Consider the following 23,351-nt stretch of genomic DNA (forward strand, 5'->3'; position numbering starts at 1 on the left):
AACCATTTTTTTATAAAATAATGCGTTCGCCCCGTTCAGGCAATATTCTTTCACCATACGGATTTTCCAGCTTTTCTGGTCGAAGCGTATGGATTGGAATCAATAATTTAGGCTCAATCAATGCAATGATTTTATTCAAATCTTCTGGAAATGCATGTCCTGAACATGCTAGTCGTACAAACTCGATGTTGTTGTCCGCTAGCGCTTGTAAAAAGATTGCGTATTTAGGGTCAAATTCTCCTAAAGGTTGGGCGTCACTATGAATGTAAAGACCACCTTCTGGTAAATCTTCATAGTTATCCACAATTTGCCAAATATATTTGGTCCGATCCGCTAATAATGTTTCATAGGAAATTTCAAGCGTTTCATCCAAACTAGCAATTTTCATTGCTGGATTATTATAATAATAAGGAACAACTGTCCCAAATATTTCTAAAATTAAGGCCGCCATTGTTGCTTCTAAGACAACGGTACGCGGAGAATCTTCAATCATCTTCTCAAAACGTTTCACGTTGGCTGGGTAACCATTAAAGGTCAACGAACGTTCTGGGTTTTCAGCGATTAATTTAACGAAATGTTGAATTAAATCTTCTTCGCTTAGAACTTTTAATTGTTTTGGATCTTCTTCTCTTTCTGGGAAACTAACACTCACGCCTTCCATCATTAAAACATCTGTATGTTTCGCTAGTTCACAAAAAGCTAGTGAATCTTCGACATTATGACCGTGTAATCTTAAATCACCTGTATAAGTAATAAATTGGTCTGGTGTCCGAATTAGAAGGGCTGCTGCGCCATAAGCATCATGGTCAACTGGTACAATCTCAACGGAAATCTTCCCCACTTCAATCACATCGTGGGCATTTAAGCCAATCATCTCACGCGTAAAGTTTTTCGCTTCAAATGGAGAAGGAATTAAAAAGTCGCCTGTTTGGTTTAATGTATTTAAAATTGCTTTTGATTCTTTCATTGTATAAAGTGGAACTTTCGGATCCAAATAATTAATCATCCGCGAATGATCTAAATGAACATGCGACATGAAAACCGCTGTATGTTCATATTCGTTCTTATCATCTCCTTGATACTCATAACCTAAACGGGTATCATAAAGTCCTTTTAATTCTGGAATCAAGCCATTTTCTAATAACGTACTTAATTCATCATTGGGTAAATCAAGTTCTGGGCGAAATTCGGTCCCAAAGTCAAAGAAGATATGCGCGTCTTTATATGCGACTTCAATGACAGTTCCACCAATGGTTAAAATACCACTGTGAAAGGTAATTGTTGTGTTATCCTTTGATACCATTTTTTGCCACTCCTCGAATGATTTCTTTTCTAAAGACTAAATAAATAATTAAAATTGGGATAACGGTCAACGTTGCAGCAGCCATTTGCAAATGAACATCACTACCTGCTTCCGTTGTAAAAGCTGAAAGCCCGTTATTCAATAGACGGTATTTTTTATCATTCGTAACTAATAACGGCCATAGGAATGAATTCCAACTTGAAATAAACGTTAAAATTCCAACTGTTACAAGGGCTGGTTTTGACATAGGTACTAAAATACGCCAAATGTACTCTAAATCTGTTGCCCCATCGATTTTCGCAGCCTTATAAAAGGTAGCGGGGATACTTCTTAAATAACCATTTAAATAGTAAATATAAAAGATACTAGTTAAAAATGGAATAATTAGAGCAGTATATGAATTCAATAAGCCCATTTTTAAAATTGTATGATAGTTTGTAAAAATAATTGATTCATAAGGAACCATTAACAGTGAGACCATTACCACTAAGACCAAATTTTTATATTTAAAATTCAAGCTCGTTAAGGCAAACGATGCTAACACCGCCGTCACCACAGTCGCAATTGTCGTTACACTAGAAACAAATACTGTATTAAAGAAGTAACGAACAAATGGTGCTTTTGTAAAAACGGTCGTAAAGTTTTCCCATTGTAATTTTTCTGGAATAATGGTTGGTGGAATACTTGTTGCTTCACTGTAAGTCATTAATCCTGATAAAATCATATAAATGAACGGAAACAGTGTCACAATTGCCATAATTACCAAGAAAAAGAGCGAGATGCCAGTAGCTATTTTTTTCATTTTAATTCCCCACTTTCTTTAATAATTTATTTTGTAAGAAAGTGATAAGTAAAATTAACAAGAATAAGATAACTGTCGCGGCCATTGCAATTCCTGGGCGACCAGAAATATGAAACTTATCATAAATATAATAAACCGCTGTTGTTGCACTGTTCGCAATTCCAGCTTTTCCGCCAAATAAAGCGTAAACTTGTGTGTAAACTTTAAAAGCACTAATCAAATTAACCGTTGATAAAAAGGCAATCGTCGGTACAAGTTGCGGGAAAGTAATCCGACGGAAAATTTCCCAATCTGTTGCGCCAAACATTTTAGCGATCTTAAAGTGTTCTGCATCAATGTTTCTCAAGCCTGATAACAAAATGATAATATTAAAAGCTAAGCTCGTCCAAATTCCAAAAATAATTAAAGTTGTCATGCTCATATCCACTGAATCAAGCCAGTTGATGGCTGGAATACCGACTAAACCTAGTAAATAGTTAACGATACCATATGATCCATTAAAGAAATAACGAAATACAATCCCAATAGCAATCGTACTTGTGACATAGGGCATAAAGAAGATCGTTTCAAAAAACGATTTGTGTTTCACTTTTTCAAAAATAATCCAAGCAATAGCTAATGAAATAATTAACGCGATAGGAACGGTACCTACAGCAAAGAGTGCCGTGTTTTTTAGCGCACGGAAAAATAGTGGATCCGTTAAAACTTTTTGATAGTTCTCAAGTCCACCGAATTCTTGTCTAATTAACGTCCCCGTCTGGAAACTCATAAAAAAAGAACGAAATAAAGGATAAATACTGAATAGTAGAATAACCGCTAAAGACGGAAATAGGAACAACCATGCTTTGCGCTCATTCTCCGGATTATAGTTTTTCTTCATCATTAGTATATTCTTTCTCCATCTTCTTTAAAAATAAAAGCTTTATGGTATGCAAAATCAAAGTGACGGTGTTCGTTTTCTTCAATGACTTCTTCTACACTAACGATTGATTTGACGTTCTCATTACCCAATCGGAAATTTAAAATACGTTCGCGACCGATTAACTCAACGCCTCTAATTGACGTATCAAATAGACTTACTGTTTCCTCGACAGGCATCACGTCTTCTGGACGGATACCAAAGAAATATTTTCCGTCTGTTAATGGTGATTTAAATCGGTTTACCTCGAAGCGGTTTGTATCGAAATTCCATGCTTCATGAAGCATTTGACCGTCTTTGACTTCTACTGGTAAAATATTAATAATTGGGTTACCAATAAATTGAGCAACAAATAAGTTCGCTGGCTCTAAATATAAGTTTTGCGGATCATCATTTTGCTGAATTACGCCTTCATTTAATAAAATAATTTTATCACTGATTGATAGGGCTTCTTCTTGGTCATGTGTAACAAAAATTGTGGTGATACCAACTTCTTTGACTAAACGACGAATTTCTTCACGAATTTTCAAACGTAAACGAGCATCTAGATTACTTAATGGTTCATCTAATAACAAAACTTCTGGTTTTTGAACTAATGCACGCGTAATCGCAACACGTTGTTGTTGACCACCAGATAACGTTCCAGGTTTTTTATGACTCAAATCTTCAATGTTCGTTAATTCCATGTATTCCTCAGCAATTTTTTTCGCTTCATCTTTAGCAATTTTATTTTTTCCAACAGTTAAAGGAAACATGATATTTTCTAAAACAGTCATATGCGGGTATAACGCATAGTTTTGGAATACAAAACCGATGTTGCGATCTTTTGGTTCTGTTTTAATAACGGAATCCCCTTTAAACTGAATATCGCCACCTGTTGGTGAAAGCAAACCGGCAATTAAATTTAGAATAGTCGATTTTCCACAACCACTTGGACCTAGTAAACAAACCAAATCTCCTTTTTCGATTCTAAAATTAACCGATTTCAATGCTTCAAAACCATTATCGAAAACTTTATTCAAATCGATAACATCAATCATTATTAAATAACCCTCCAAGTAAATTTCTTCATTACATATATTAGTTTAACATTCCCTTGACAAATTTATGTTTAAATTACTATGATAATTTCACCTATTTTTTTAATCTAATTTTAAAAGTACTAGTGTTCACAAATACTTACTTTCTGAAAAACATTTATTTTACTGTCAAGACAGTCTCTCTTTCGTTTTAATCTTAATTTGAAGTGGTTGTTTAGTAGTCCTATGTGAAAAAGTATGCGATACTTTTATCTGTAATTTCATTCAATAATATCTGTTTTATTATTCCTTCATGAATTTTTATAAAAAAGAGACGTAACTTGCGTCACATCTCCTCGTTCATCATGTATTAAAATGCTGGTACAACTGCCCCTTTATAGGTGTCATTAATAAATGTTTTTACTTTTTCTGATTGTAAAGCAGCGAGTAATGCTTTAATTGCTTCTGAGTCTTTATTTTCTGGTTTGACTGCAATAATATTTGCATAAGTTTGAGCCGCTTCAGAGTCTTTATCTTCAATTTGTAACGCATCTTTTTCAACATCAAAACCAGCTTCTAAAGCATAGTTCGCATTGATAACTGCAACGTCGACATCTTGAACCGCACGAGCAACTTGGGCTGCATCCAATTCAACGATTTCTAAATCTTTTGGATTTTCAACAATATCTTTTGGTGTTGAAGTAATATCCGCACCTTCTTTTAGTTTAATTAATCCAGCAGCTTCTAATAGTAATAACGCGCGAGCACCATTCGTCGCATCGTTTGGAATCGCAACTTTTCCACCTTTAGCAATAGCATCAAGTGAAGTCGATTTTCCAGGATAAATACCTAGTGGCTCAAAGTGGATTCCACCAACTGAAACTAAATCGATACCATGTTCCTTATTGAAGTTTTCTAAGTATGGTAAATGTTGAAAGAAGTTGGCATCTAAATCGCCATCATTTAAAGCCGTATTTGGTAAAACATAATCATCAAAAACTTTAACGTCTAATTCAAAGCCTTTTTCAGCTAAATCACCTTTAACTTGTTCTAAAATTTCTGCATGGGGTGTTGAGCTAGCTCCCACTGTGATGACTGTTTTTTCTCCTTCTGATCCAGAACCCGCTGCCTCAGATGATGACTCTCCTTTGCCACCTGTACCACAGGCTGCTAATCCTAATGCCGCTGCTGCAAAAACACCAAAACGTAAAACACTCTTTAAATTCTTTTTCATATCATTTCTCTCCTTTATTGTTTAAAACCTTTTATTATTATATTTTACCCAAGATTGGGGATTTCCTATTTTATAAAACAAAAAAGTCCTTTATCAGTAATCTGATAAAGGACGAATCATCGCGGTGCCACCTTTGTTCGGAAGCCTAGACTTCCCTCTGCCCATCACATCAACTAAAATTGTTGTAATGGCGTCCAATATAACGTTTAGACCTGACGAAATCACCTACATATCGATGATTTATCCTACGAGACCATCTTCATTTTCTAGTACATTAGTTCCTTTCACCAAATGGAACCTCTCTAATGAATGCTTTCAAAAATTACTCTTCTCATCAATGGATTAGCTATTAATGTTATACTGTACTTTACATGAGAAGTTTCTCATTGTCAACCATCTTTTTTAATTAAATTGAAATTTAAGAACATTAAACGCTTTCTTTCTTACATCATTTTAGAAGTTTACGCAAAGTGATTATATACGGCTTCTAATTGAGCAATATCAATCTTTTTCATTTTATATAATTCATTTGTGACTGCTTCGGCACGGGCTAAATTGCTCGTATCGACTAACTTGAGCCAATTATTTGGTTGGATTTGCCAAGAAACGCCATATCGATCTTGCACCCAACCAAAATAGTCACTAAACGGATATTCTTGAAGCGGCATAAGCGCAAACCCACCATCAAGTAAAGCATGCCATAACGTGTCTAATTCTTCTTTCGTTTCACAATCAACAAAAAATGAGATCGCTGGAGTAATCTTAAAATCATCCCCCACCATTTAATAAAAGAAAACGTTGATTGGCAATACTGAATTCGACAGTTAAAACACTACCTTTTGGTTTATGTATATCATCCAAATAATATTGTGTCTCCCGGATTTCACCATTTGCAAAAATAGAAGTATAAAATCGAGCGGCTTCCTCTGCTTGATTATATAACCATAAGCAAGGATAAATCTTTTCCATCTTATTCGCCAACCTTCCTTAAATAAATCAAAACCTCCAGTGTGAACTGGAGGTCTGTTCTTCGGCTGAAAGCCTCTATTGCCGGCCTAAGCCTAAAAGGCTTACTGAATCGGTTTCCCTCGTGCACCACATTTACTCACTGATCCTAAAAGGATCTATGATTTCTTCTTATTTTTTTCTCCGGTAAACGGATCATACTCCTCGAATAATGTTAGCTGATCTGCTACGTAATCATCTTGAATTTGGTTTCGTATATATTCTTCTATCTGTTTCTTATTTCTTCCCACGGTATCGACATAGTAGCCTCTACACCAAAATTTTCGATTACCATAACGATATTTTAAATTTGCATGTCGATCGAATATCATTAAGCTACTTTTCCCCTTCAAATAACCAATAAATCCAGAGACACTTAATTTAGGTGGGATACTAACTAGCATATGGATATGATCTTTACATGCGTTAGCCTCTATAATTTCTACGCCTTTTCTTTCACGTAACTCTCTTAATATTTCACCGATACTTTGTTTTTATTTTCCATAGATGATTTGTCTTCGGTATTTTGGTGCGAAGACGATGTGATACTTACATTTCCATGTTGTGTGTGATAAACTTTGATTGTCCTTTTTCATAAGGAACCTCCTATTTGATTGATAGTTTGTGGTCGGGAAACCAAATCTATCTTATCATTTTAGGAGGATTTTTTAATACCCCGCTGGAAGCTCTCTAGAACCACCCGCATAGCAGGTGGTTTTCAAAACATACAAAAAAACTACTTCCTCTTTATTTTAAAGAAGAAGTAGAAAAAAGACTATTGAAGAAAAGGGTTACTTTTTTGATGATTTAAACCATTCTTACATTAGTAATTGAATAAATATATGATTTTTTAAATACCGTATACAAACAATAAAGAAACAAATCTAATCTGACAGAAATTTTTTCCTGTGTTACTATTTTAAATATAAGATTTAGAAACATCGAGGTGGACGAACGTATGACTGTTTATTTTAATTTATCCAATCCGAAACTTCCATTTAGTATTGAAAGTATTGGTAATCACTGGGATCAAGTCAGCTTACAACGAATGAAAGGCTACCCTTTATATCATTGGTTACAAAAAGAAAAAGGTATCGGTGAAATTTGGATTGAAAATCAAAAAATTCGATTGAATATATTGAATATAGGGGAAGGAATTTTAATTGCTCCTTTTGTGGCGCATGCTTATTATCCAATAACAAAGGACTGGCAAACGAATTTCGCAACCTTCGATGGCAATCTAAAACAACATTTCAATGATATTCTAGCCAATCAAACCTTTATTCTTGTCAAAAATAGCGAGCATTTTTCATTTACCCACAACATTCAAAAAATGATTACTGCTTTTGAAAAAGAACCGGAACAGTTTTCCTTATCAGTTCTTTGTTATCAATTCTTACTGAAACTAGGTCAGTATTATGAACCGATAGAAAATGATGAACTTTTTAAAAAATATATTCAGCCTAGCTTAACAGAAATTCAAGAACACTATACGGAAGCGATCACTGTGACTCAACTCGCTCAAAATCGTTATATTAGTCCCCAGTATTTTAGTCGTGTTTTCAAAAAATTTATGGGTCAAAGTCCCTATCAATACTTAACAGATTATCGGATTCGTCAAGCGAAAGAGCTCTTGATTAATAAACCTGAACTATCCATCCAGCAAATTGCGATCAAAGTTGGATTTGATTCGACAAGTCAATTTATTGATCTCTTCAAAAAACGAACCGGCTACACTCCAAAAAAATTCCGAGGGCTCTATTAAACCCTCGGAATTTTCTAATTTTCAATGATTCCTAAAATCATAGCCGACTCCATTGGCTGCTCTTTCATATATGGCGACTCAATTTTCTCGTAACCTTTTTTATCACTACTTCGTTGAAAAGCCGTCATAATATCTAAAACATGAAAGGTTTGTTCCATATTCGCCCGTGGATGTCTACCGTTTTGCAAAGCGACTGCCATTTCTGCCAACCCAAGACCACGTGAATTTTCCTGATAATCAAACATCAATGGCATTTCTTTAAAATCGTCTGCTCCTTTTCGTAATAAATAAACTTTCTCACCAAAAAAATTCGGATCCGGTACAATAAGTGTTCCTTTTGAACCATAAATTTCAAAACGTGCTTGCTCTTGATAGACTACATCAAATGTCGTTAATAAATTACCAATCGCTCCATTTTCAAATTCTAAAATCCCTGTCACATAGGTCGGAACTTCAACGTTAATTTCTGTTCTCGCTTGCGGTTGACTCGTAATCATACGTGAAGCAAAAGATTTCCGCGTAACACTCGTTACTCCTGTTACGCGCCCCATTAAATTAACCATCGCTGTTAAATAATAGGGGCCCATATCCATCATCGGCCCACCACCAAATTGATAATAAAATGCTGGATCTGGGTGCCAAGTTTCATGCCCTCGACAAATCATCGCTGCATTACAACCAACAATTTCACCAATAAAATCATCTTCGATTAATTTACGACACGTTTGAATCGATGCGCCTAAGAAAGTATCCGGTGCCCCACCAATCATTAAGCCTTTTTCTTTTGCCAAAGAAACGAGTATTTCACCCTCTTCTTTTGTTGCAGCCAGTGGTTTCTCAGAATAAACATGCTTGTTTGCTACTAAAGCTTGTTTCGTTACTTCGAAATGTTCATAAGGTCGTGTTAAATTTAAAACAATTTCCACCTCAGGGTCCGCAAAAACGTCGGCCATCGATTCATAAATTTTATCAACATGATACTTTTCAGCTGCCCGTTCGGCTTTTTCTCGAACCAAATCGCAGACACCAATAATTTCAATTTGTTTAAATAACTGTGTTAAATTTTCTAAATAAATCCCACTAATATCGCCTACGCCAATTAAAGCAACTTTTGTCATTTTCATTATTTAACCTCCTACATTAATACATTTTTGCATCATTCTCAAAACGTTCTGTTGTCAATTGCAAACGCTCCACTTCTCTTTTACTTTCCCCAGCCCAAAGTAATCCTTGCTTCATCAGTTTATGAGCCATTGGACTTTCATCAAAAATTCGATCTTGATGCCCTAATGATTGATAGAAAATTCGACCATTTCCCCAAAACTTTGTCCACGCAACGGGCATATCAATGGGTTTATTAGAAATGTGGTAATAGGGGACATCATCATGTGGAAAACGCGTTGTCGCCAAAATTTCAATCGCTGGATCGACATGTAAATAGTATTGCTCCGAAGAAACGCTAAAATCACTTAACCCTGCAATAATTGGACTTGAGCCATGATTAATATGAACCGTATAGTGGATGCCATCACCACCAGGATGCGAAACCCACTGACCACCAGTCATAAATTGCCATTCAGTATCTTCTCGAAAGGCATCACACATCCCACCGTGAGCACCAGCTAACCCCATGCCTTTTCCTACGTGCTTCGAAACATTTTCTCTTTGTTCAGCTGAAATTTTACCCATTGTCCAACACATTACAAGTAAGTCAATCGAAGCTAAATGTTCTTCCTTTTCTAGATAGGTCAAACTATCTTCAATCCGAACTTCCCAGTCACCTTCTTCTCTTAACATCGTTGCAAATCGATGACTTGTCAGTTTTGGCTCATGACCGTCCCAGCCCCCTTGAATAATCAATGCTTGTTTCATCGAATCTCTCCTCTCTTTTTAAAGCGGTAACAACGATTAGTAACCGCTCTCATTTAATAGGTTTAATCTTTCTAATAGCACTTGTATTCTATCAATTCTTCCGTTAAACTTCGTGACAGATAGACAAAATAAGTAGACAAAAATTGGCATCTTTTAAGGAGGAGAGAAATGTTTGCCTTTTATGAAAACCATCGAGAAAATGAACCTTTTAGACGAATGGATATTCAAAACTTTCATTTTCCAAATCACTTACACAAAGAGACAGAAATAGTTTGCGTCACTTCGGGAATCTGTATTTTAAAAATTGAGCAACAAGAATATCAACTGACTGAAGGAATGATTGCGATCATTTTCCCACATTGCGTTCATAGCTATTACTCAACTTTTGATTACCAAGCAACCATCCACTTAATCGATTCTTCTTTCCTTTCGGATTACGAATCATTATTAACGGCCTATTGCCCTAAAAATCCCATCTTTGATAGTTCTTATGAAATGAAGAATCTATTAGCGCAAATAAAAGCACTCGATTCGACTGATGATTATCGTCAATATTATTTACAAAAGGCACTTTGGCATTTAATTTTCGCTCAATTTATTCAAGTCTTTGAATTACGTAAACGCCAGTCCGAAAAACTATCTTTAACCCATCAAATTTTGACTTACATCGATACTCATTATCGCGAACCAATTTCTGCTGCAGATATTGCACTGGCTGTACACTCAAATGTTTACACGGTTTCGAAGATTTTTGCCAATAAAATCGGAATGAGTTTGCCATTATACTTAGCTCACTTACGTATTTCCTACGCTAAACAACAACTCGAAACAACGACACTTTCTATTTTAGAGATTGCGTTACAAGCTGGATTTGAAACCCAACGTAGCTTTAATCGTCATTTTTTACAGCAAACAAACTTAACACCAAGTGCTTATCGTTCGAAATATTTAATACATTAAAAGGTGCTACGACTAATATCGCAGCACCTTTTGCTCTCTTTCCTATTAATTAACCTAGATCAGGTATATCTGTTAACGTAACGAAATCCGCCACTTCACCATCCGATTCAAAAACAATAAGTTCATTTGTCCCAACTTTTAAAATGGGGGCTGGAATATATAAACGTTTTTGTAGTCCTTTTTTCCAGTAACGACCAATATTAAAGCCATTAACCGGCACAAAGCCTTTACCCCAACCCGTTAAATCAATAAAAGTATCACCTGTCTCATCCATTTCGACTAGAAAGCGTGAAAAGCTTGGTTGCCCAACTATATAGTCTTTCGAAAAATTGACTTTCTCTAAATTATCCATCAGTAATGAATACATTTCCCACTCGCTTTGGAACGCTCCGTTAATTAGAACACCGTCTTTAATCCCTTTATGTTGATGATTCATTTTTACAGAATAATTTACTCGTCCCATATTTTCAACTAAAATCCCTAATTCATTGTTGGGTGCTTCTAATACAAGTGACTCTTTCTGTCCAATTTCTAAATCATACTGGATTTGTTGCAGTTTATTATTAATAAAAATGTGTGCTCGGTCCATTGTCGAGATAAGTCGGAAATCATCGATCGGACGAGCTGGACCAATTTGACTACGATAATAAATATATTCGCGTCCTTGATTCAAAGCTTCCATTGAAACTGGATAATTCGAATAGACTTTTTGACTCAGCTTATCAATTATTTCAAATAGCGAAACACGCTCTGCTACTTTTTGCTGTCCATAATTTTTTTCTGAATTTTTGTTGTCAATGGAAACTCAGGAATTTCTGCATATTGACGAATCACTTCTTTAAAGGCTTCGTATTTTGGTGTGATATCACCCCACTCAGCTAAGAGTGCATCATAATTATAACTCGTTACATCTGGTAGTAATTTTTCGTAGTAGTTCGCACCACTCGTAAAACCAAAGTTGGTCCCTCCATGGAACATATAAATATTGACTGAGCCCTCAGATAAAATATCCGATAATTCATTTGTCGCTTCCTCAACACTTGTCGTATGATGTGCCTCATCACCCCAGGCATCAAACCAGCCAATCCAAAACTCCATTACCATCAACGGCCGCTTGTCGCCATGAAATTCTCGTAAACGTTTAAAATGTTCTTTGACTTTCGAGCCACAGTTAATTGTTGGCAAAGCTATATCTGGAATTGAGCCATTTTCTAACATATCACCCCAAGGTCCATCTGATGTCACTAAAGGAACATTGACTCCTTTTTCAATCATCATTTCTGCCATTTTACGCATATAACTCTTATCATTGGCATATCCACCGTATTCATTTTCAACTTGCATCAAAATAATCGGACCATCCGTTGTAACCTGTAAATCAACTACTTGTTCTAAAAGTTGATCAAAATAATGATTGATTTTTTCCATAAAGGGTGTGTAATCAAAACGTAATTTCATATTTGAATCTTATAATAACCAATAAGGCAGTCCACCAAATTCCCACTCCGCACAAATATAAGGTGCCGGACGTAAAATAACGTAGAGACCAACTTCGTGAGCCGTTTGAATAAACTTGCGTAAATCAAGCCCTCCCTCAAAATTGAAGATCCCCTCCGTCGGTTCATGCATATTCCAAGCAACATAGGTTTCGACTGTATTACAACCCATTAAACGCAATTTTTCTAACCGATCACGCCAATATTCTGGTACAACTCGAAAATAATGAATCGCACCTGAAATAATTTTGATTGGTTCACCATTTAAATAGAATTCTTCTTCCTGAATAATTCATAGTATTCTAAAATGCTCTCTAAGCGTTGTTCCAACACTGTTTTTTGTTTAGTTATCCGACACCCTTTGGGTGTACAAAAAGAACCCCAATCTGCTATGGTTAAAGCGACTAAACTAAACCATGAAAGGGGTTCTCTCAATGGCTACATTACAGGAAAAACGCGTAAATTTCAACTCAAACATGGTCGTAAATAATACGGACGGAAATCTTTCCACCGATTCTGGGCTGATTTTGGTAAAAGAATTCATGGATTCCATTGGCTTCTCAACATTAGCTACCCATTCTCTCACCTTCCAGGACAACCGACGCTACTGGCATCATGACAACATTTCCTTGCTGGAGCAACTCTTGTTCCAGTTGATTGCCGGATACGCTACGGATTCTTCCGCCAGTTTACTGAAGGAAGATCCTATTTTCCGTTTGGTGCTTGATAAGGACGGGATTGCATCGCAAGCGTCTCTTTCTCGGTTCTGGGATCGAATAACGGAGGCAACCATCTCCCAATTCCAAAGCCTGAATCAAGCCATAATTGATAAAGCGCGGACGAAACGGAATGCGACCGAACTCATCATCGATTTGGATTCCACTCATTCCGATACATTCGGGAATCAAGAGGCTGCCAACTACAATGCCCACTATGGCACGAACGGGTACCATCCCTTGGTTGCTTTCGATGGCCTAACGGGTGATTTCCTGAAAGCAGAACTTCGTTCTGGCAATGTTTATACCTCAAATGGGGTGAAAACATTTCTGGAGCCAATGCTGGAGCATTACAGCCACACCCTCCCGTGCACCGATATCATGGTGCGTGGAGATAGCGGATTTGCGACACCGGAAGTCTATGATACCTGTGAAACCTACAAAAGTTATTATGTGATTCGCCTCAAGGCGAATGCGAAACTGGCCAAGTTGGCCGAATCTTTCGTCTTGATCGGCGACGACCATCCCTGGGAACACCGGGAAGTCTACTATTACTCGACAACCTATCAAGCCAGCAGTTGGGAAAAAAAAGAGGCGTGTCTGCATCAAATCGACACGCGATGCAGGGGAATTAACGTTTCGCCATGAATACTTGGTGACGAACTTTTCGGAGAATGTATCCGCCAAAGTAATGTTCCAGCTGTACCACAAGCGTGGCACCATGGAGAATTATATCAAGGAAGCGAAGAACGGTTTCCATTTCGACAAGACGGATAGCTCCTGTTTTCTGGAAAACCATGGCCGGATGATGGTAAGCCTCTTGGCTGGCAAGCTGGTCCGCAGCGGCCGAAAGTTGTTTTTGAAGACGATCTCTTCCCATGTCTACCAAAACCTGTTCTACCACTTATTGGACAAAATCCAGCAACTCTGTTGGTAGGGCCGAGAGCCAACTGAAATTTTAAAAAAATTAATGAATTCCAAGGGGATCGTGCGCCCAAAAACCGGAAGTTTTTCGTACTGATTTTTGAACGCAAACAAAATTTGAAACAATGGTGCGATTCACATTCGGAATACAATGATGAAAAAGTATAAACCAACGGTTTTCCTAAATTAATAAGGAAAATTTAGAAGTATGAATAATTCAGGTTTATTATTCATATTCTTCATTTGTTAACCTCCTAAAATAATGCATAGTCTTTATTTATTTTTCTGACAATCCAGTTACTTACTATAACTAAAACAAAGCCGAAAATGGATTGATATAATCCCACCCCTGTTGATGAGGTAAAATTATTTTGTGACATCATCATACGATAAACAGAAGTTTCAATAATATTTGTTGTTGTATAAAGCTGTGAGTTGTTTCCAACTAAATTCCAAAACAAACCAAAATTGCCTCACATGATGCCACCTAATGAAAATAAAAATAGAATGATAAAAGTTGGCTTTAAGTTTGGAAGAATAACAAAACGAATACGTTGCCAGCTTGTAGCTCCGTCGACTTGGGCCGCTTCAATCATACTTTTATCAATTCCCATAATCGCAGCAAAATAAACAATTGATCCATAACCAGTAGATTGCCATAGTTGACAAAACACAATAATAAATGGCCAAATTCCTGCCATACTATAAATTTTTAAAGGATTTCCACCGGCTTCACGTATAATTGTATTCAATACACCAGTATCGTAATTAAGAATATTAAAGGCAATCGCACCAATTAATACGGCAGAAATAAAATAGGGTAAAAACATTAATGTCTGGGAAATTTTTTTGAAATACTTATTATGAATTTCATTCAGCATTACTGCTAATGCAATTTGTAAGACATTTCCTATGCCAATAAAGGCAATGTTATAAAGAACAGTATTTCGTGTCAAATTCCAAAGTTTTCCAGACTTTACTAAGAATTCAAAATTTTTAAATCCAACAAAAGGACTTCCAAATATTCCATCTCGAAAGTTAAAGTTAGTAAATGCAATATAATTACCTGGTAACGGTGCATATGCAAATATTAAAAAAACAGAATTGCTGGAATACACATAATAATTAACGTTCTGCTTTCATTAACCTTCGAAAAAAATGTTTTCTTCTTAATTAACTTCCCCTTATTTTCCAAAAATTCCCCTCCTCCTATACCTGAAAACGCTTACATTTCTTGAAAATAAAAAGTAATTACATCTGTTTTTTTCAAACGTATAATTACCTCCCTCATTGTCTTTTAGATTTATATTAAAATTTACTTTGATTTGTTAGTTGTATCTAACCAAAATATAATACTTCCTGTCAAACAAAAGTATTACCCACAACACCAATTTAATTGATAGTCCTCTTTTATTAAGTCTTCGATTGGTTGCTTTTATCCATGGATAAAAGCAGCCATCTATCACAAGAATCGAAAGAAAAAACCGTTGAAAACTTTGTCAAACACTTAAATATTAACTAGAACACGTTCAAAAGCACGTTCAAACAAAAATAAAAAAAGGACAAACCCTATTAAATCAAGGTTTGTCCTACTTATTATTAAGCTTCTTCTTCTTCAGACATGAACGTATTGAAAACTTCTTCAATCATATCCCATTCTTTGTCTGTTTCGATTTGTTCTAAGTTACCTTCTGTGCCATCTTCGTTTTCGATGTAAGCATATGCTTGTAATTCAACTTCTTCATCTTCTGGAATGCCCGCTGGGTAAAGTAAAACGTAGTTACGTCCGAATTCTTCTTGGCCATCGATGGTTAAAAGAATTTCGTATAGCGTTTCATTTCCTTCTTCGTCTACTAATGTAATGTGTTCATGTCCTTCATGATCATGTGTATGTTCTGTCATATTATTTCCTCTTTTCTTAATTTTATGCAACTTGATTAGAAGCTGCTACTATTTTGATCTAAATAATTTTGTAAAATCATTACTGCCGCTACTTTGTCTATTACTTTTTTACGTTTTGAACGTGACACATTGCCTTGCTCGACTAACATCCGCTCTGCTTGTACTGTTGTCAAACGCTCATCTTGATAGACTACTGGTACTTGGAATCGTTCTTCAAGTGCTTTACCATAGGCAAATGACGCTTCCGCACGCGGTCCGATTGTATTGTTCATATTCTTTGGTAAACCAATACAGACTTTCGTTACCTCATATTCATCAATTAGTTGTTTCACACGTTTAAAGCCAAAGTGTCCAGCTGCTTCATTAATTTGAATGATTTCGATACCTTGGGCCGTCCATCCCATTGGATCACTGACAGCTACTCCGACTGTCTTAGAACCGACGTCTAGTCCCATAATTCTCATGATAAGTGCACTCCATGATCCTTCAAGTAGTATCTAATTAAAACTTCTAGTACTTCATCGCGTTCATGGCGACGAATTAAATTGCGAGCTTCACGATAGCGTGGAATGTAAGCTGGGTCTCCAGAGAGTAAATAACCGACAATTTGATTAATCGGGTTATAGCCTTTTTCCTCTAAAGCTTGATAAACAATGGATAGTGTTTCACTCACTTCTTTTTTCCGATTGTCATCAAAATCAAAACGAACCGTTTCATCCGTAAATCCCATAAAGCAACACCTCTTTCTCTTTTTGAACTCATTCTATCTGTTATCTATTGTACTAAACCTTGCCTTAAACTACAAATAAATTATTTCTCAACAATTTCAATATACGCTTTATTTGTGACCTTTTTTTGAAGAATATATAAGTAAATACCCAAAATTTGACAAGTTTATTTTTACTTAGTATATTTCACTTTAAGGAGGGATTCATTGATGATCAATAAAACATTTGAACAAACACTCGAAGCAGTTAATTCTGAGGGTCTTGTTCTAATATATATATCGATGCCAAATTGTTCTGTCTGTCATGCAGTCAAACCACGAGTTGAGCAAATGTTTGCCAATCATGACTTACCGATGTACGCATTAGATGCCTTTGAATACCAAGAAGTTGCAGGGACATTTCAAGTAATGACTGCGCCAGCTATCTTAGTCTTTTATCAAGGGAAAGAAGTTCACCGACAAGCACGCTTTATTAATTTTCAGCAACTAGAAACTTTAGTTGATAATTATTTAGCAATGTCTGAGCCGACAAGCTATGAAGCGATTTTCGATAACAATTAAAAAAAGGATTTATGACCTAACAAGCCATAAATCCTTTTTTTTAATCTTCAGGAATCACGCCACCTGAATGTAAGAAATAAATTAATGTTTGTAATTCTGTTGTTAAATCCACGTTTTGAACTAAAATATCAGCTGGTGCAGTAATTCTAGCTGGAGTAAAGTTTAAAATACCTTTAATTCCTGATTCAACTAATTCATTAACCACATCTTGTGAATATTCAGCAGGAACCGTTAAAATCGCAATTTCAATTTGTTGAATCGCAATTTGTTCCTTCATATCAGACATTGGGAATACTGGGATACCATCCACAATTCGTCCAACAATTTCAGGGTTAACATCAAAGGCCGCACTCACACGGATACTGTTACTTTGATGGAATTTATATTTTAATAAGGCACTTCCTAAGTTACCCACACCGATTAAAGCCACATTGGTCATTTGATCATCATTCAAGGTTTTTGCAAAGAAGTTCATTAAATCTTTCACATCATAACCATATCCACGTTTTCCTAATTCACCAAAATATGAAAAGTCACGACGGATTGTTGCGCTATCGACTTGTACGGCCTCACTTAACTCTGTTGACGATACTTTCTTTTTGCCTGCATCGTTTAATATTCTTAAATAACGATAGTATAAAGGTAAGCGTTTCGCTGTTGCCTTTGGTATTTGATTTTCTTTCACTGTTCCTGTACCTCCATTTGTGAAAACTTCACTATTTACTGTCTTATCATAGCAAACTTCCCCCTATAAAAGCAATTCGCTTGCTCACAAATCCCGTTTTTTTGTAAGAAACTTTTTTTTGAGAGTCGCGACCGCTATAAAACTATGATAAACTGACTTCAAATAGATGATTATGTAACGGCATAAATCAAATAGCACATCAACAATCAGGCTATATTTATGGCCCCTAAACAGAAATGAGGATTTTTATGATTTTACTACAAGGAAACCAAATTGCCCGGCTTTTCGGAGCAGAGGTTTTATTTGAAAACATCCATATAGAAGTCCATTCGCGTAGTCGAATTGGACTAGTGGGACGAAATGGCGTCGGTAAATCGACGCTTTTAAAAATAATTGCTGGGTTAGAAGCGCCCGATCGAGGAAATATTTCTAAAGTTAAGGCACTAACAATGGGTTATTTAGCTCAAAATACTGGTTTGGATTCTTCAAATACAGTTTGGAATGAAATGCTCGAATCCTTTCACGAAGTTCGAAATATGGAAGCTCGGATGCGTGAGTTAGAAGTAATGATTAGTACCGTTGATATCTCAACTGGCGAAGGTGAACGTTATTTGAAGGAATACGATCATTTACAACATACGTTTGCTGAAAAAAATGGCTATAGTTACGAAAATGAGATTCGCTCAGTCTTGCACGGATTTAAATTCGATGACAGTTTCTATCAACAAAATATTCAATCTCTATCCGGTGGTCAACAAACACGTTTGGCACTTGCTAAAATGCTGTTACAGCAACCCGATTTACTGATTCTTGATGAGCCAACAAACCATTTAGATATTGAAACACTCGCTTGGTTAGAAACTTATTTGTTAAACTACAAAGGCGCTCTTTTAATTGTCTCACATGACCGTTATTTCTTAGATAAAGTTGTCAACGAAATTTATGAAATTAGTCGTCATAAAATGACCCATTACAAAGGAAACTACAGTCGTTTCTTAAAATTAAAGGAAGAACAATTAGCTCTTGATTGGAAAGAATTTGAAAAGCAACAATCCGAAATCAACAAATTAGAAGACTTCGTTGCACGAAACTTAGCACGTGCTTCAACAACGAAAAGAGCTCAAAGCAGACGCAAACAACTTGAAAAAATGACGCGACTTGATCGTCCACAAGGCTCTGAAAAATCAGCTAACATTCTATTTGAAATTGACCAACCTTCTGGTAATGTCGTTTTACAAGTAGAAGACGCTACAATCGGTTATGATGAACAGCCACTAGCTAACCATATTGCACTTGATGTTCGTCGGAAGGATGCCATTGCATTAGTTGGTCCTAATGGTATCGGAAAATCGACCCTCCTTCGCTCGATTCTAAAAGAAATTCCATTTCTTGAAGGTGAAATGCGCTATGGAACCAACGTCTCAATTGGCTATTATGATCAAGGACAACAACAATTAAACCTTAGTAAGTCTATTTTAAAAGAATTATGGGATGAACACCCCCTTTCACCTGAAGTTGATATTCGTAGTATCTTAGGTAGTTTCCTTTTTTCTGGTGAAGATGTCGAAAAAACAATTGGACTTTTAAGTGGGGGCGAAAAAGCCCGTGTCGCATTAGCTAAACTGGCAATGAATCACGAAAATTTCCTGGTTTTAGATGAACCAACCAACCATTTAGACATCGATAGTAAGGAAGTTCTAGAGAATGCCTTAATCGATTATGAGGGGACAATTCTATTTGTTTCACACGACCGTTACTTTATTAATCGCATTGCGACAAAAGTTGTGGAACTTTCTGAGAATGGAAGCCGTTTATATCTGGGTGATTACGACTATTATGTGGAAAAGAAAAATGAAGAAGCTGAACTTGCTGCTTTACTGGAAAAACCGGAGACAGCCGTCGCAACTTTTTCTGAAGGAAAGAAAAATTTCCAAAAAAGTAAAGAAGAACAAAAATTAATTCGTCAGTTAGAAAGGAAAATTACACAACTTGAAGAGGATTTAGCGACTATTGAAGAAGAAATTAGCCAGCTAGAAGAAAAAATGACGGATCCGATTATCTTAAATGATCACATCGAATTATTAAATCTTCAAAAACAGATCGAAGAAAAAGAAGCACAGCAACTCGTTGATTTAGAGACGTGGGAGACAACGAGTCTTGAATTAGAAGCATTAATTGGTGAATAGCCACAGTAAATAGATATCAAAAATCTTTTTTTGTGTGTAACAGGAGGCAAATTTGAACAATTGGTTCTTTCAATTGCTCGAATTTGCCTCCTGCTTCTAATAGTTTAAGCTTTTTTGCCCGTCGATCAAATAACATCTCTTCATCGGATAAAAATTTCATAGGCATCCCTTTGCCATCATCTTACTTTCTCTAATATTTTCTTAAAATTTTCTGAATTTTCTATACGAGATTGTTTTCTAACCGTTTTTGCTCTATAATTTTTACAAGGGAAAAAACAATGGAGTGATTAGATTTGAAAATCGGAATCGTAAAAGAAATTAAGAATAATGAAAACCGCGTTGCCTTACCTCCAGCTGGTGTGTATGAATTAATTCAAGCTGGACACGAAGTTTACGTTGAAAAAGATGCAGGTAAAGGTTCATCTATCACAGATGAAGCTTATCAGGTCGTAGGGGCAAAAGTCGTCGCAGATCCAAAAGATGTTTGGGCAAATGATCTTATTTTAAAAGTAAAAGAACCGATTGAATCCGAATATAAATATTTTAGAGAAGGTCTCATCCTCTTTACTTATTTACATCTAGCAGCCAACAAGCCAGTAACTGAAGCCTTAATGAAAGGCAAAGTCACAGCAATCGCCTACGAAGGGGTGCGAATGGATGATGGCTCATTACCGTTATTAGCACCAATGAGTGAAATTGCTGGTCGAATGGCCGTCCAAATTGGTGCCCAATTCCTTGAGGGCTTGTCCGGCGGTAAAGGAATCTTATTAGCTGGCGTACCTGGCGTGCGTAAAGGAAATGTCGTTATCATCGGTGGTGGTGTTGCCGGCACAAACGCTGCTCAAATCGCTGTTGGTTTTGGTGCGAACGTCACAATCTTGGACGTCAGCGTGGCGCGTTTAAAAGAGCTTGATATCCAATTTGATGGGAAAGTTCAAACATTACTATCAAACGCATTTAACATCGCTGAACAAGTAAAGAATGCTGATTTAGTTATTGGAGCAGTCTTACTTCCAGGCCGAAAAGCACCAACACTTGTTACTCGAGAAATGGTACGTAGTATGGAAGATAAGTCAGTGATTATTGATATTGCAATTGACCAAGGTGGTATTTTTGAAACAACCGCAAAAGCAACGACCCATGATAATCCAACTTACGTAGACGAAGGCGTGATCCACTACGCTGTTGCCAACATGCCCGGCGCGGTTGCACAAACCGGATCTTACGCCTTAAGTAACCGTACTTTAGAATTCGTTAAGTACCTAACAAGCATGCCAATTCAAGAAGCAATCCAAACGAATTCGGTGCTTGCTCGTGGGTTAAATATTTATAATGGCTACCTCGTTGAAGCTGGGATTGCAGCTGACTTAGATTTACCTGCAACTGATTTATCAACTGTGCTATAACTTAAAAAAAAGAGGAAAGAATCGTTCTGATGATTCTTTCCTCTTTTTCCAGTTCTCTTAAGCATAGTATTGAATGATTTGATTTAATGCTTCCGCACTACCTACACCCGCTCGATTATCATAATAGGCTGTAAAACGTTCATCCATTACATACATCATTGCTACACCTTTATGAGCATCTGATTGGTAGGTAGCCCATGAAAATTGCAGCCATTTTTTATGGAGTTTAAAAATTTCTTTCGCTAGTGTCTGGTTAATATCAGGTTGACTTAAGTAAGTCGTCAATTTGTCTAAAAGTTCAGATTCTGTCACTTGCATATCTGAAAATTCATCTTCACTTAAGTTTAAGTATTTTTTATTACTTACCTGTACAACTTCTTCACCATATTTCTGTCGGATTTCTTGACCATATTTTTCTTCATTTTTTTGAATACTTTCTTCTTTTAATCCTTTAAATTTTTCTTCATTTGTCATTTGATATTTTCCTTTCATTCCCTCAAGTGTCTTCTCAACCGTCTCAATTATTTGTTGTAATCGATTCCGTTCTAATAACAATTGTTTTTTCTGTTTCTCCAATGCCTGTTTCAAATCAAAATCAGGATTTTCAAGAATTGTTTTTATTTCTTCTAGTTTTAATCCCATCTGTTTATACAATAAAATCTGTTGTAATTTATCGACCTCAGCATCACTGTATTTACGGTAACCAACATTACTAATTTCTTTTGGTTTTAATAGCCCTAATTCATCATAATAACGGAGTGTCCGTCCACTAACTCCCGAAATTTGACTCATCTTTTGAATCGAATATAGCATCCTTTCATCTCCTTTCAATTTTATTTTAAAGCTTAACGTAACGACAAGGTCAAGTAATTATTACATGAGATTTCAATGACATATTGCTCACTTTTTAACATAACAGGTGAAATATTTATTTTTATCAGTATAATATAATGTAATCAAACTAAAAATCGTACACCATTAAAAGGAGTGATCTCTATTGGCATTTCAACATTCATTAGTCGTTATTAAAAATTATTTTACAGCAACAGAAGAATGCATAGATAATTATCGATTTTGTTTAAAATCAATTAAAGAGCTACTTGCACATTGTGTATTTGACCCCTATCTTGCGTATGAATTAGCGAATTATGTCGATCCTGCCATCTCTCCAGCGTACGAGGAAGAAATATATGCCATTTTACCCATTATTGGACGTGATAAGCACACGAGTTTGATTTTATATAAAGATTCATGGCTAGTTGTTGAACTAGCCCCAATTGAAATCGTCAAAGAGATACTCATGAGATTTAATCAACTTAAATATGAACCCTATATTGAAGCCATTCAGTCTTTTTTTGAGAAAAAAATCAGAAGAGTACCTGTAGCCACGAATCGTTATAGCTTAATGCCAATTGGTGGTAAGAATGACAAACAAACGATTTGGATTAATGCCGGACGTGTTTCAGAAATTATTTCCAATCCTTTTAATAGCACCGTGATTTTGGACAACCATTTTAAACTTGCTGTGGAACGCGTCGAAATGCGAATTTATGAATTAATGAGACGTGGTTTTATTTCACATGGCGTAATCAAACGGGATTTTAGTAATCTTGCGACTCGTCCCACAACTTTTTTATTCAATTTTTTAAATATTTCTTCTACAGAAGTGACTCGTAAAGTTTTAAAAGAAATTTCATACAACGATCTTCCTGGTAAATATCTTGATTTTCGTAATCGTTACAATCAATCCTATGATAATTATCAACGGAAAATTTTTCTAAAAGAGCTAGATATTGAAGCATAGGCAACAAAGAGGGAATGCGACAGTTGGTCACATTCCCCTTTTTTTTATGAAAATTTTATATCACT

22 protein-coding genes, 3 pseudogenes and 1 other annotated feature are annotated in these 23,351 nt (G+C 36.0%); of the genes and pseudogenes, 7 read left to right on the forward strand and 18 right to left on the reverse strand.

All coding sequences use genetic code 11. From position 1 onward, the window contains the following. Nucleotides 1–10 precede the first annotated feature (10 nt). The 8 genes and pseudogenes from ACFO3L_RS02880 to tnpA all read right to left on the reverse strand — a co-directional run bounded on the left by ACFO3L_RS02880 (nt 11) and on the right by tnpA (nt 6,878). The gene (locus ACFO3L_RS02880) at nt 11–1,303 is read right to left on the reverse strand and encodes an MBL fold metallo-hydrolase (RefSeq protein WP_379963648.1); all 1,293 of its coding nucleotides are present in this window, start codon (nt 1,301–1,303) and stop codon (nt 11–13) included. Next, on the reverse strand, nt 1,287–2,105 hold the full coding sequence (locus tag ACFO3L_RS02885; RefSeq protein WP_379963650.1) for a carbohydrate ABC transporter permease: 819 nt from the start codon (nt 2,103–2,105) through the stop codon (nt 1,287–1,289). Before ACFO3L_RS02885 ends, ACFO3L_RS02880 begins: the two co-directional genes overlap by 17 nt. A gap of 1 nt (nt 2,106) precedes the next feature. Then, nucleotides 2,107–2,988: a carbohydrate ABC transporter permease gene (locus ACFO3L_RS02890; RefSeq protein WP_379963652.1), complete on the reverse strand. Its 882-nt coding sequence runs from the start codon at nt 2,986–2,988 to the stop codon at nt 2,107–2,109. Then, a complete protein-coding gene (locus tag ACFO3L_RS02895) occupies nt 2,988–4,064 on the reverse strand; it encodes an ABC transporter ATP-binding protein (RefSeq protein ID WP_379963654.1) in 1,077 nt (358 codons plus the stop codon). The genes ACFO3L_RS02890 and ACFO3L_RS02895 overlap by 1 nt, the downstream gene beginning before the upstream one ends. 349 nt (nt 4,065–4,413) lie before the next feature. Next, on the reverse strand, nt 4,414–5,277 hold the full coding sequence (locus ACFO3L_RS02900; RefSeq protein ID WP_379963656.1) for a MetQ/NlpA family ABC transporter substrate-binding protein: 864 nt from the start codon (nt 5,275–5,277) through the stop codon (nt 4,414–4,416). 104 nt (nt 5,278–5,381) lie between these two features. After that, nucleotides 5,382–5,624: a binding site (T-box leader), on the reverse strand. 114 nt (nt 5,625–5,738) lie between these two features. Further along, a complete protein-coding gene (locus tag ACFO3L_RS02905; protein WP_379963658.1) occupies nt 5,739–6,059 on the reverse strand; it encodes a VOC family protein in 321 nt (106 codons plus the stop codon). Then, entirely contained in the window at nt 6,046–6,246 is a 201-nt protein-coding gene (locus ACFO3L_RS02910) for a VOC family protein (protein WP_379963660.1), read from the reverse strand. Before ACFO3L_RS02910 ends, ACFO3L_RS02905 begins: the two co-directional genes overlap by 14 nt. 155 nt (nt 6,247–6,401) lie before the next feature. Beyond that, nucleotides 6,402–6,878: pseudogene (gene tnpA / locus ACFO3L_RS02915) on the reverse strand (IS200/IS605 family transposase). Nucleotides 6,879–7,240: 362 nt separating this feature from the next. On the opposite strand from tnpA, the gene ACFO3L_RS02920 reads away from it, so the two are divergent. Further along, complete coding sequence (locus tag ACFO3L_RS02920; protein WP_379963662.1) at nt 7,241–8,047, forward strand: helix-turn-helix transcriptional regulator; 807 nt, start codon at nt 7,241–7,243, stop codon at nt 8,045–8,047. A gap of 14 nt (nt 8,048–8,061) precedes the next feature. Here ACFO3L_RS02920 and ACFO3L_RS02925 read toward each other — a convergent pair whose 3' ends face one another. Both ACFO3L_RS02925 and ACFO3L_RS02930 read right to left on the reverse strand, forming a co-directional pair. Beyond that, on the reverse strand, nt 8,062–9,171 hold the full coding sequence (locus tag ACFO3L_RS02925) for a Gfo/Idh/MocA family protein (RefSeq protein ID WP_379963664.1): 1,110 nt from the start codon (nt 9,169–9,171) through the stop codon (nt 8,062–8,064). Nucleotides 9,172–9,187: 16 nt separating this feature from the next. After that, nucleotides 9,188–9,919 (reverse strand): ThuA domain-containing protein, encoded by a 732-nt coding sequence (locus ACFO3L_RS02930; RefSeq protein ID WP_379963666.1) that lies wholly within the window; start codon nt 9,917–9,919, stop codon nt 9,188–9,190. Between the two features lie 168 nt (nt 9,920–10,087). Here ACFO3L_RS02930 and ACFO3L_RS02935 point away from each other — a divergent pair, with 168 nt between their 5' ends. Beyond that, entirely contained in the window at nt 10,088–10,879 is a 792-nt protein-coding gene (locus tag ACFO3L_RS02935) for a helix-turn-helix domain-containing protein (protein ID WP_379963668.1), read from the forward strand. 49 nt (nt 10,880–10,928) lie between these two features. Here the strand turns inward: ACFO3L_RS02935 and ACFO3L_RS02940 are convergent. Continuing rightward, nucleotides 10,929–12,667 (reverse strand): annotated as a pseudogene (locus ACFO3L_RS02940) (glycoside hydrolase family 35 protein). A gap of 142 nt (nt 12,668–12,809) precedes the next feature. On the opposite strand from ACFO3L_RS02940, the pseudogene ACFO3L_RS02945 reads away from it, so the two are divergent. Next, nucleotides 12,810–14,028, forward strand: a pseudogene (locus tag ACFO3L_RS02945) (IS1380 family transposase). 460 nt (nt 14,029–14,488) lie between these two features. Here the strand turns inward: ACFO3L_RS02945 and ACFO3L_RS02950 are convergent. The 4 genes from ACFO3L_RS02950 to ACFO3L_RS02965 form a co-directional block, all read right to left on the reverse strand. Then, nucleotides 14,489–14,971, reverse strand: coding sequence for an ABC transporter permease subunit (locus ACFO3L_RS02950; RefSeq protein ID WP_379963670.1), 483 nt, complete (start codon nt 14,969–14,971; stop codon nt 14,489–14,491). A gap of 643 nt (nt 14,972–15,614) precedes the next feature. Then, on the reverse strand, nt 15,615–15,917 hold the full coding sequence (locus ACFO3L_RS02955) for a DUF1292 domain-containing protein (protein ID WP_379963672.1): 303 nt from the start codon (nt 15,915–15,917) through the stop codon (nt 15,615–15,617). 35 nt (nt 15,918–15,952) lie between these two features. Then, the gene (gene ruvX, locus ACFO3L_RS02960; protein WP_379963674.1) at nt 15,953–16,381 is read right to left on the reverse strand and encodes a Holliday junction resolvase RuvX; all 429 of its coding nucleotides are present in this window, start codon (nt 16,379–16,381) and stop codon (nt 15,953–15,955) included. Next, nucleotides 16,378–16,647 carry an IreB family regulatory phosphoprotein gene (locus ACFO3L_RS02965; RefSeq protein ID WP_379963676.1) on the reverse strand — a complete coding sequence of 90 codons (270 nt, stop codon included), beginning with the start codon at nt 16,645–16,647 and terminating at the stop codon, nt 16,378–16,380. The genes ruvX and ACFO3L_RS02965 overlap by 4 nt, the downstream gene beginning before the upstream one ends. A 207-nt stretch (nt 16,648–16,854) precedes the next feature. On the opposite strand from ACFO3L_RS02965, the gene ACFO3L_RS02970 reads away from it, so the two are divergent. Then, nucleotides 16,855–17,205: a thioredoxin family protein gene (locus tag ACFO3L_RS02970; RefSeq protein WP_379963678.1), complete on the forward strand. Its 351-nt coding sequence runs from the start codon at nt 16,855–16,857 to the stop codon at nt 17,203–17,205. A gap of 40 nt (nt 17,206–17,245) precedes the next feature. On the opposite strand, the gene ACFO3L_RS02975 is transcribed toward ACFO3L_RS02970, so the two are convergent. Beyond that, the gene (locus ACFO3L_RS02975) at nt 17,246–17,890 is read right to left on the reverse strand and encodes a redox-sensing transcriptional repressor Rex (protein WP_379963680.1); all 645 of its coding nucleotides are present in this window, start codon (nt 17,888–17,890) and stop codon (nt 17,246–17,248) included. Between the two features lie 248 nt (nt 17,891–18,138). On the opposite strand from ACFO3L_RS02975, the gene ACFO3L_RS02980 reads away from it, so the two are divergent. Beyond that, complete coding sequence (locus ACFO3L_RS02980; protein WP_379963682.1) at nt 18,139–20,076, forward strand: ABC-F family ATP-binding cassette domain-containing protein; 1,938 nt, start codon at nt 18,139–18,141, stop codon at nt 20,074–20,076. A 16-nt stretch (nt 20,077–20,092) separates the two neighbouring features. On the opposite strand, the gene ACFO3L_RS02985 is transcribed toward ACFO3L_RS02980, so the two are convergent. Continuing rightward, on the reverse strand, nt 20,093–20,236 hold the full coding sequence (locus tag ACFO3L_RS02985) for a hypothetical protein (RefSeq protein WP_379963684.1): 144 nt from the start codon (nt 20,234–20,236) through the stop codon (nt 20,093–20,095). Between the two features lie 133 nt (nt 20,237–20,369). On the opposite strand from ACFO3L_RS02985, the gene ald reads away from it, so the two are divergent. Further along, complete coding sequence (gene ald, locus ACFO3L_RS02990; RefSeq protein ID WP_379963686.1) at nt 20,370–21,482, forward strand: alanine dehydrogenase; 1,113 nt, start codon at nt 20,370–20,372, stop codon at nt 21,480–21,482. Nucleotides 21,483–21,539: 57 nt separating this feature from the next. On the opposite strand, the gene ACFO3L_RS02995 is transcribed toward ald, so the two are convergent. After that, on the reverse strand, nt 21,540–22,295 hold the full coding sequence (locus ACFO3L_RS02995) for a MerR family transcriptional regulator (RefSeq protein ID WP_379963688.1): 756 nt from the start codon (nt 22,293–22,295) through the stop codon (nt 21,540–21,542). A gap of 184 nt (nt 22,296–22,479) precedes the next feature. Between ACFO3L_RS02995 and ACFO3L_RS03000 the strand changes: the two genes are divergently transcribed. After that, nucleotides 22,480–23,286 (forward strand): hypothetical protein, encoded by an 807-nt coding sequence (locus ACFO3L_RS03000; RefSeq protein ID WP_379963690.1) that lies wholly within the window; start codon nt 22,480–22,482, stop codon nt 23,284–23,286. Nucleotides 23,287–23,351: the final 65 nt, after the last annotated feature.

Source organism: Enterococcus eurekensis (genome assembly GCF_042654605.1).
In the GTDB taxonomy this organism is placed as follows: Bacteria; Bacillota; Bacilli; order Lactobacillales; family Enterococcaceae; genus Enterococcus_I; species Enterococcus_I eurekensis.

Excerpts from the sequence above, each read along its gene's own strand:
- ACFO3L_RS02895 (WP_379963654.1), bottom strand. The coding sequence starts at position 4,064 with ATGATTGATGTTATCGATTTGAATAAAGTTTTCGATAATGGTTTTGAA.
- ACFO3L_RS02995 (WP_379963688.1), bottom strand. The coding sequence starts at position 22,295 with ATGCTATATTCGATTCAAAAGATGAGTCAAATTTCGGGAGTTAGTGGA.
- ruvX (WP_379963674.1), bottom strand. The coding sequence starts at position 16,381 with ATGAGAATTATGGGACTAGACGTCGGTTCTAAGACAGTCGGAGTAGCT.
- ACFO3L_RS02910 (WP_379963660.1), bottom strand. The coding sequence starts at position 6,246 with ATGGAAAAGATTTATCCTTGCTTATGGTTATATAATCAAGCAGAGGAA.
- ACFO3L_RS02955 (WP_379963672.1), bottom strand. The coding sequence starts at position 15,917 with ATGACAGAACATACACATGATCATGAAGGACATGAACACATTACATTA.
- ACFO3L_RS02885 (WP_379963650.1), bottom strand. The coding sequence starts at position 2,105 with ATGAAAAAAATAGCTACTGGCATCTCGCTCTTTTTCTTGGTAATTATG.
- ACFO3L_RS02900 (WP_379963656.1), bottom strand. The coding sequence starts at position 5,277 with ATGAAAAAGAATTTAAAGAGTGTTTTACGTTTTGGTGTTTTTGCAGCA.
- ACFO3L_RS02905 (WP_379963658.1), bottom strand. The coding sequence starts at position 6,059 with ATGGTGGGGGATGATTTTAAGATTACTCCAGCGATCTCATTTTTTGTT.
- ACFO3L_RS02980 (WP_379963682.1), top strand. The coding sequence starts at position 18,139 with ATGATTTTACTACAAGGAAACCAAATTGCCCGGCTTTTCGGAGCAGAG.
- ACFO3L_RS02985 (WP_379963684.1), bottom strand. The coding sequence starts at position 20,236 with ATGAAATTTTTATCCGATGAAGAGATGTTATTTGATCGACGGGCAAAA.
- ACFO3L_RS02965 (WP_379963676.1), bottom strand. The coding sequence starts at position 16,647 with ATGGGATTTACGGATGAAACGGTTCGTTTTGATTTTGATGACAATCGG.
- ACFO3L_RS02920 (WP_379963662.1), top strand. The coding sequence starts at position 7,241 with ATGACTGTTTATTTTAATTTATCCAATCCGAAACTTCCATTTAGTATT.
- ACFO3L_RS02970 (WP_379963678.1), top strand. The coding sequence starts at position 16,855 with ATGATCAATAAAACATTTGAACAAACACTCGAAGCAGTTAATTCTGAG.
- ACFO3L_RS02930 (WP_379963666.1), bottom strand. The coding sequence starts at position 9,919 with ATGAAACAAGCATTGATTATTCAAGGGGGCTGGGACGGTCATGAGCCA.
- ACFO3L_RS02925 (WP_379963664.1), bottom strand. The coding sequence starts at position 9,171 with ATGAAAATGACAAAAGTTGCTTTAATTGGCGTAGGCGATATTAGTGGG.
- ACFO3L_RS02935 (WP_379963668.1), top strand. The coding sequence starts at position 10,088 with ATGTTTGCCTTTTATGAAAACCATCGAGAAAATGAACCTTTTAGACGA.
- ACFO3L_RS02890 (WP_379963652.1), bottom strand. The coding sequence starts at position 2,988 with ATGATGAAGAAAAACTATAATCCGGAGAATGAGCGCAAAGCATGGTTG.
- ACFO3L_RS02880 (WP_379963648.1), bottom strand. The coding sequence starts at position 1,303 with ATGGTATCAAAGGATAACACAACAATTACCTTTCACAGTGGTATTTTA.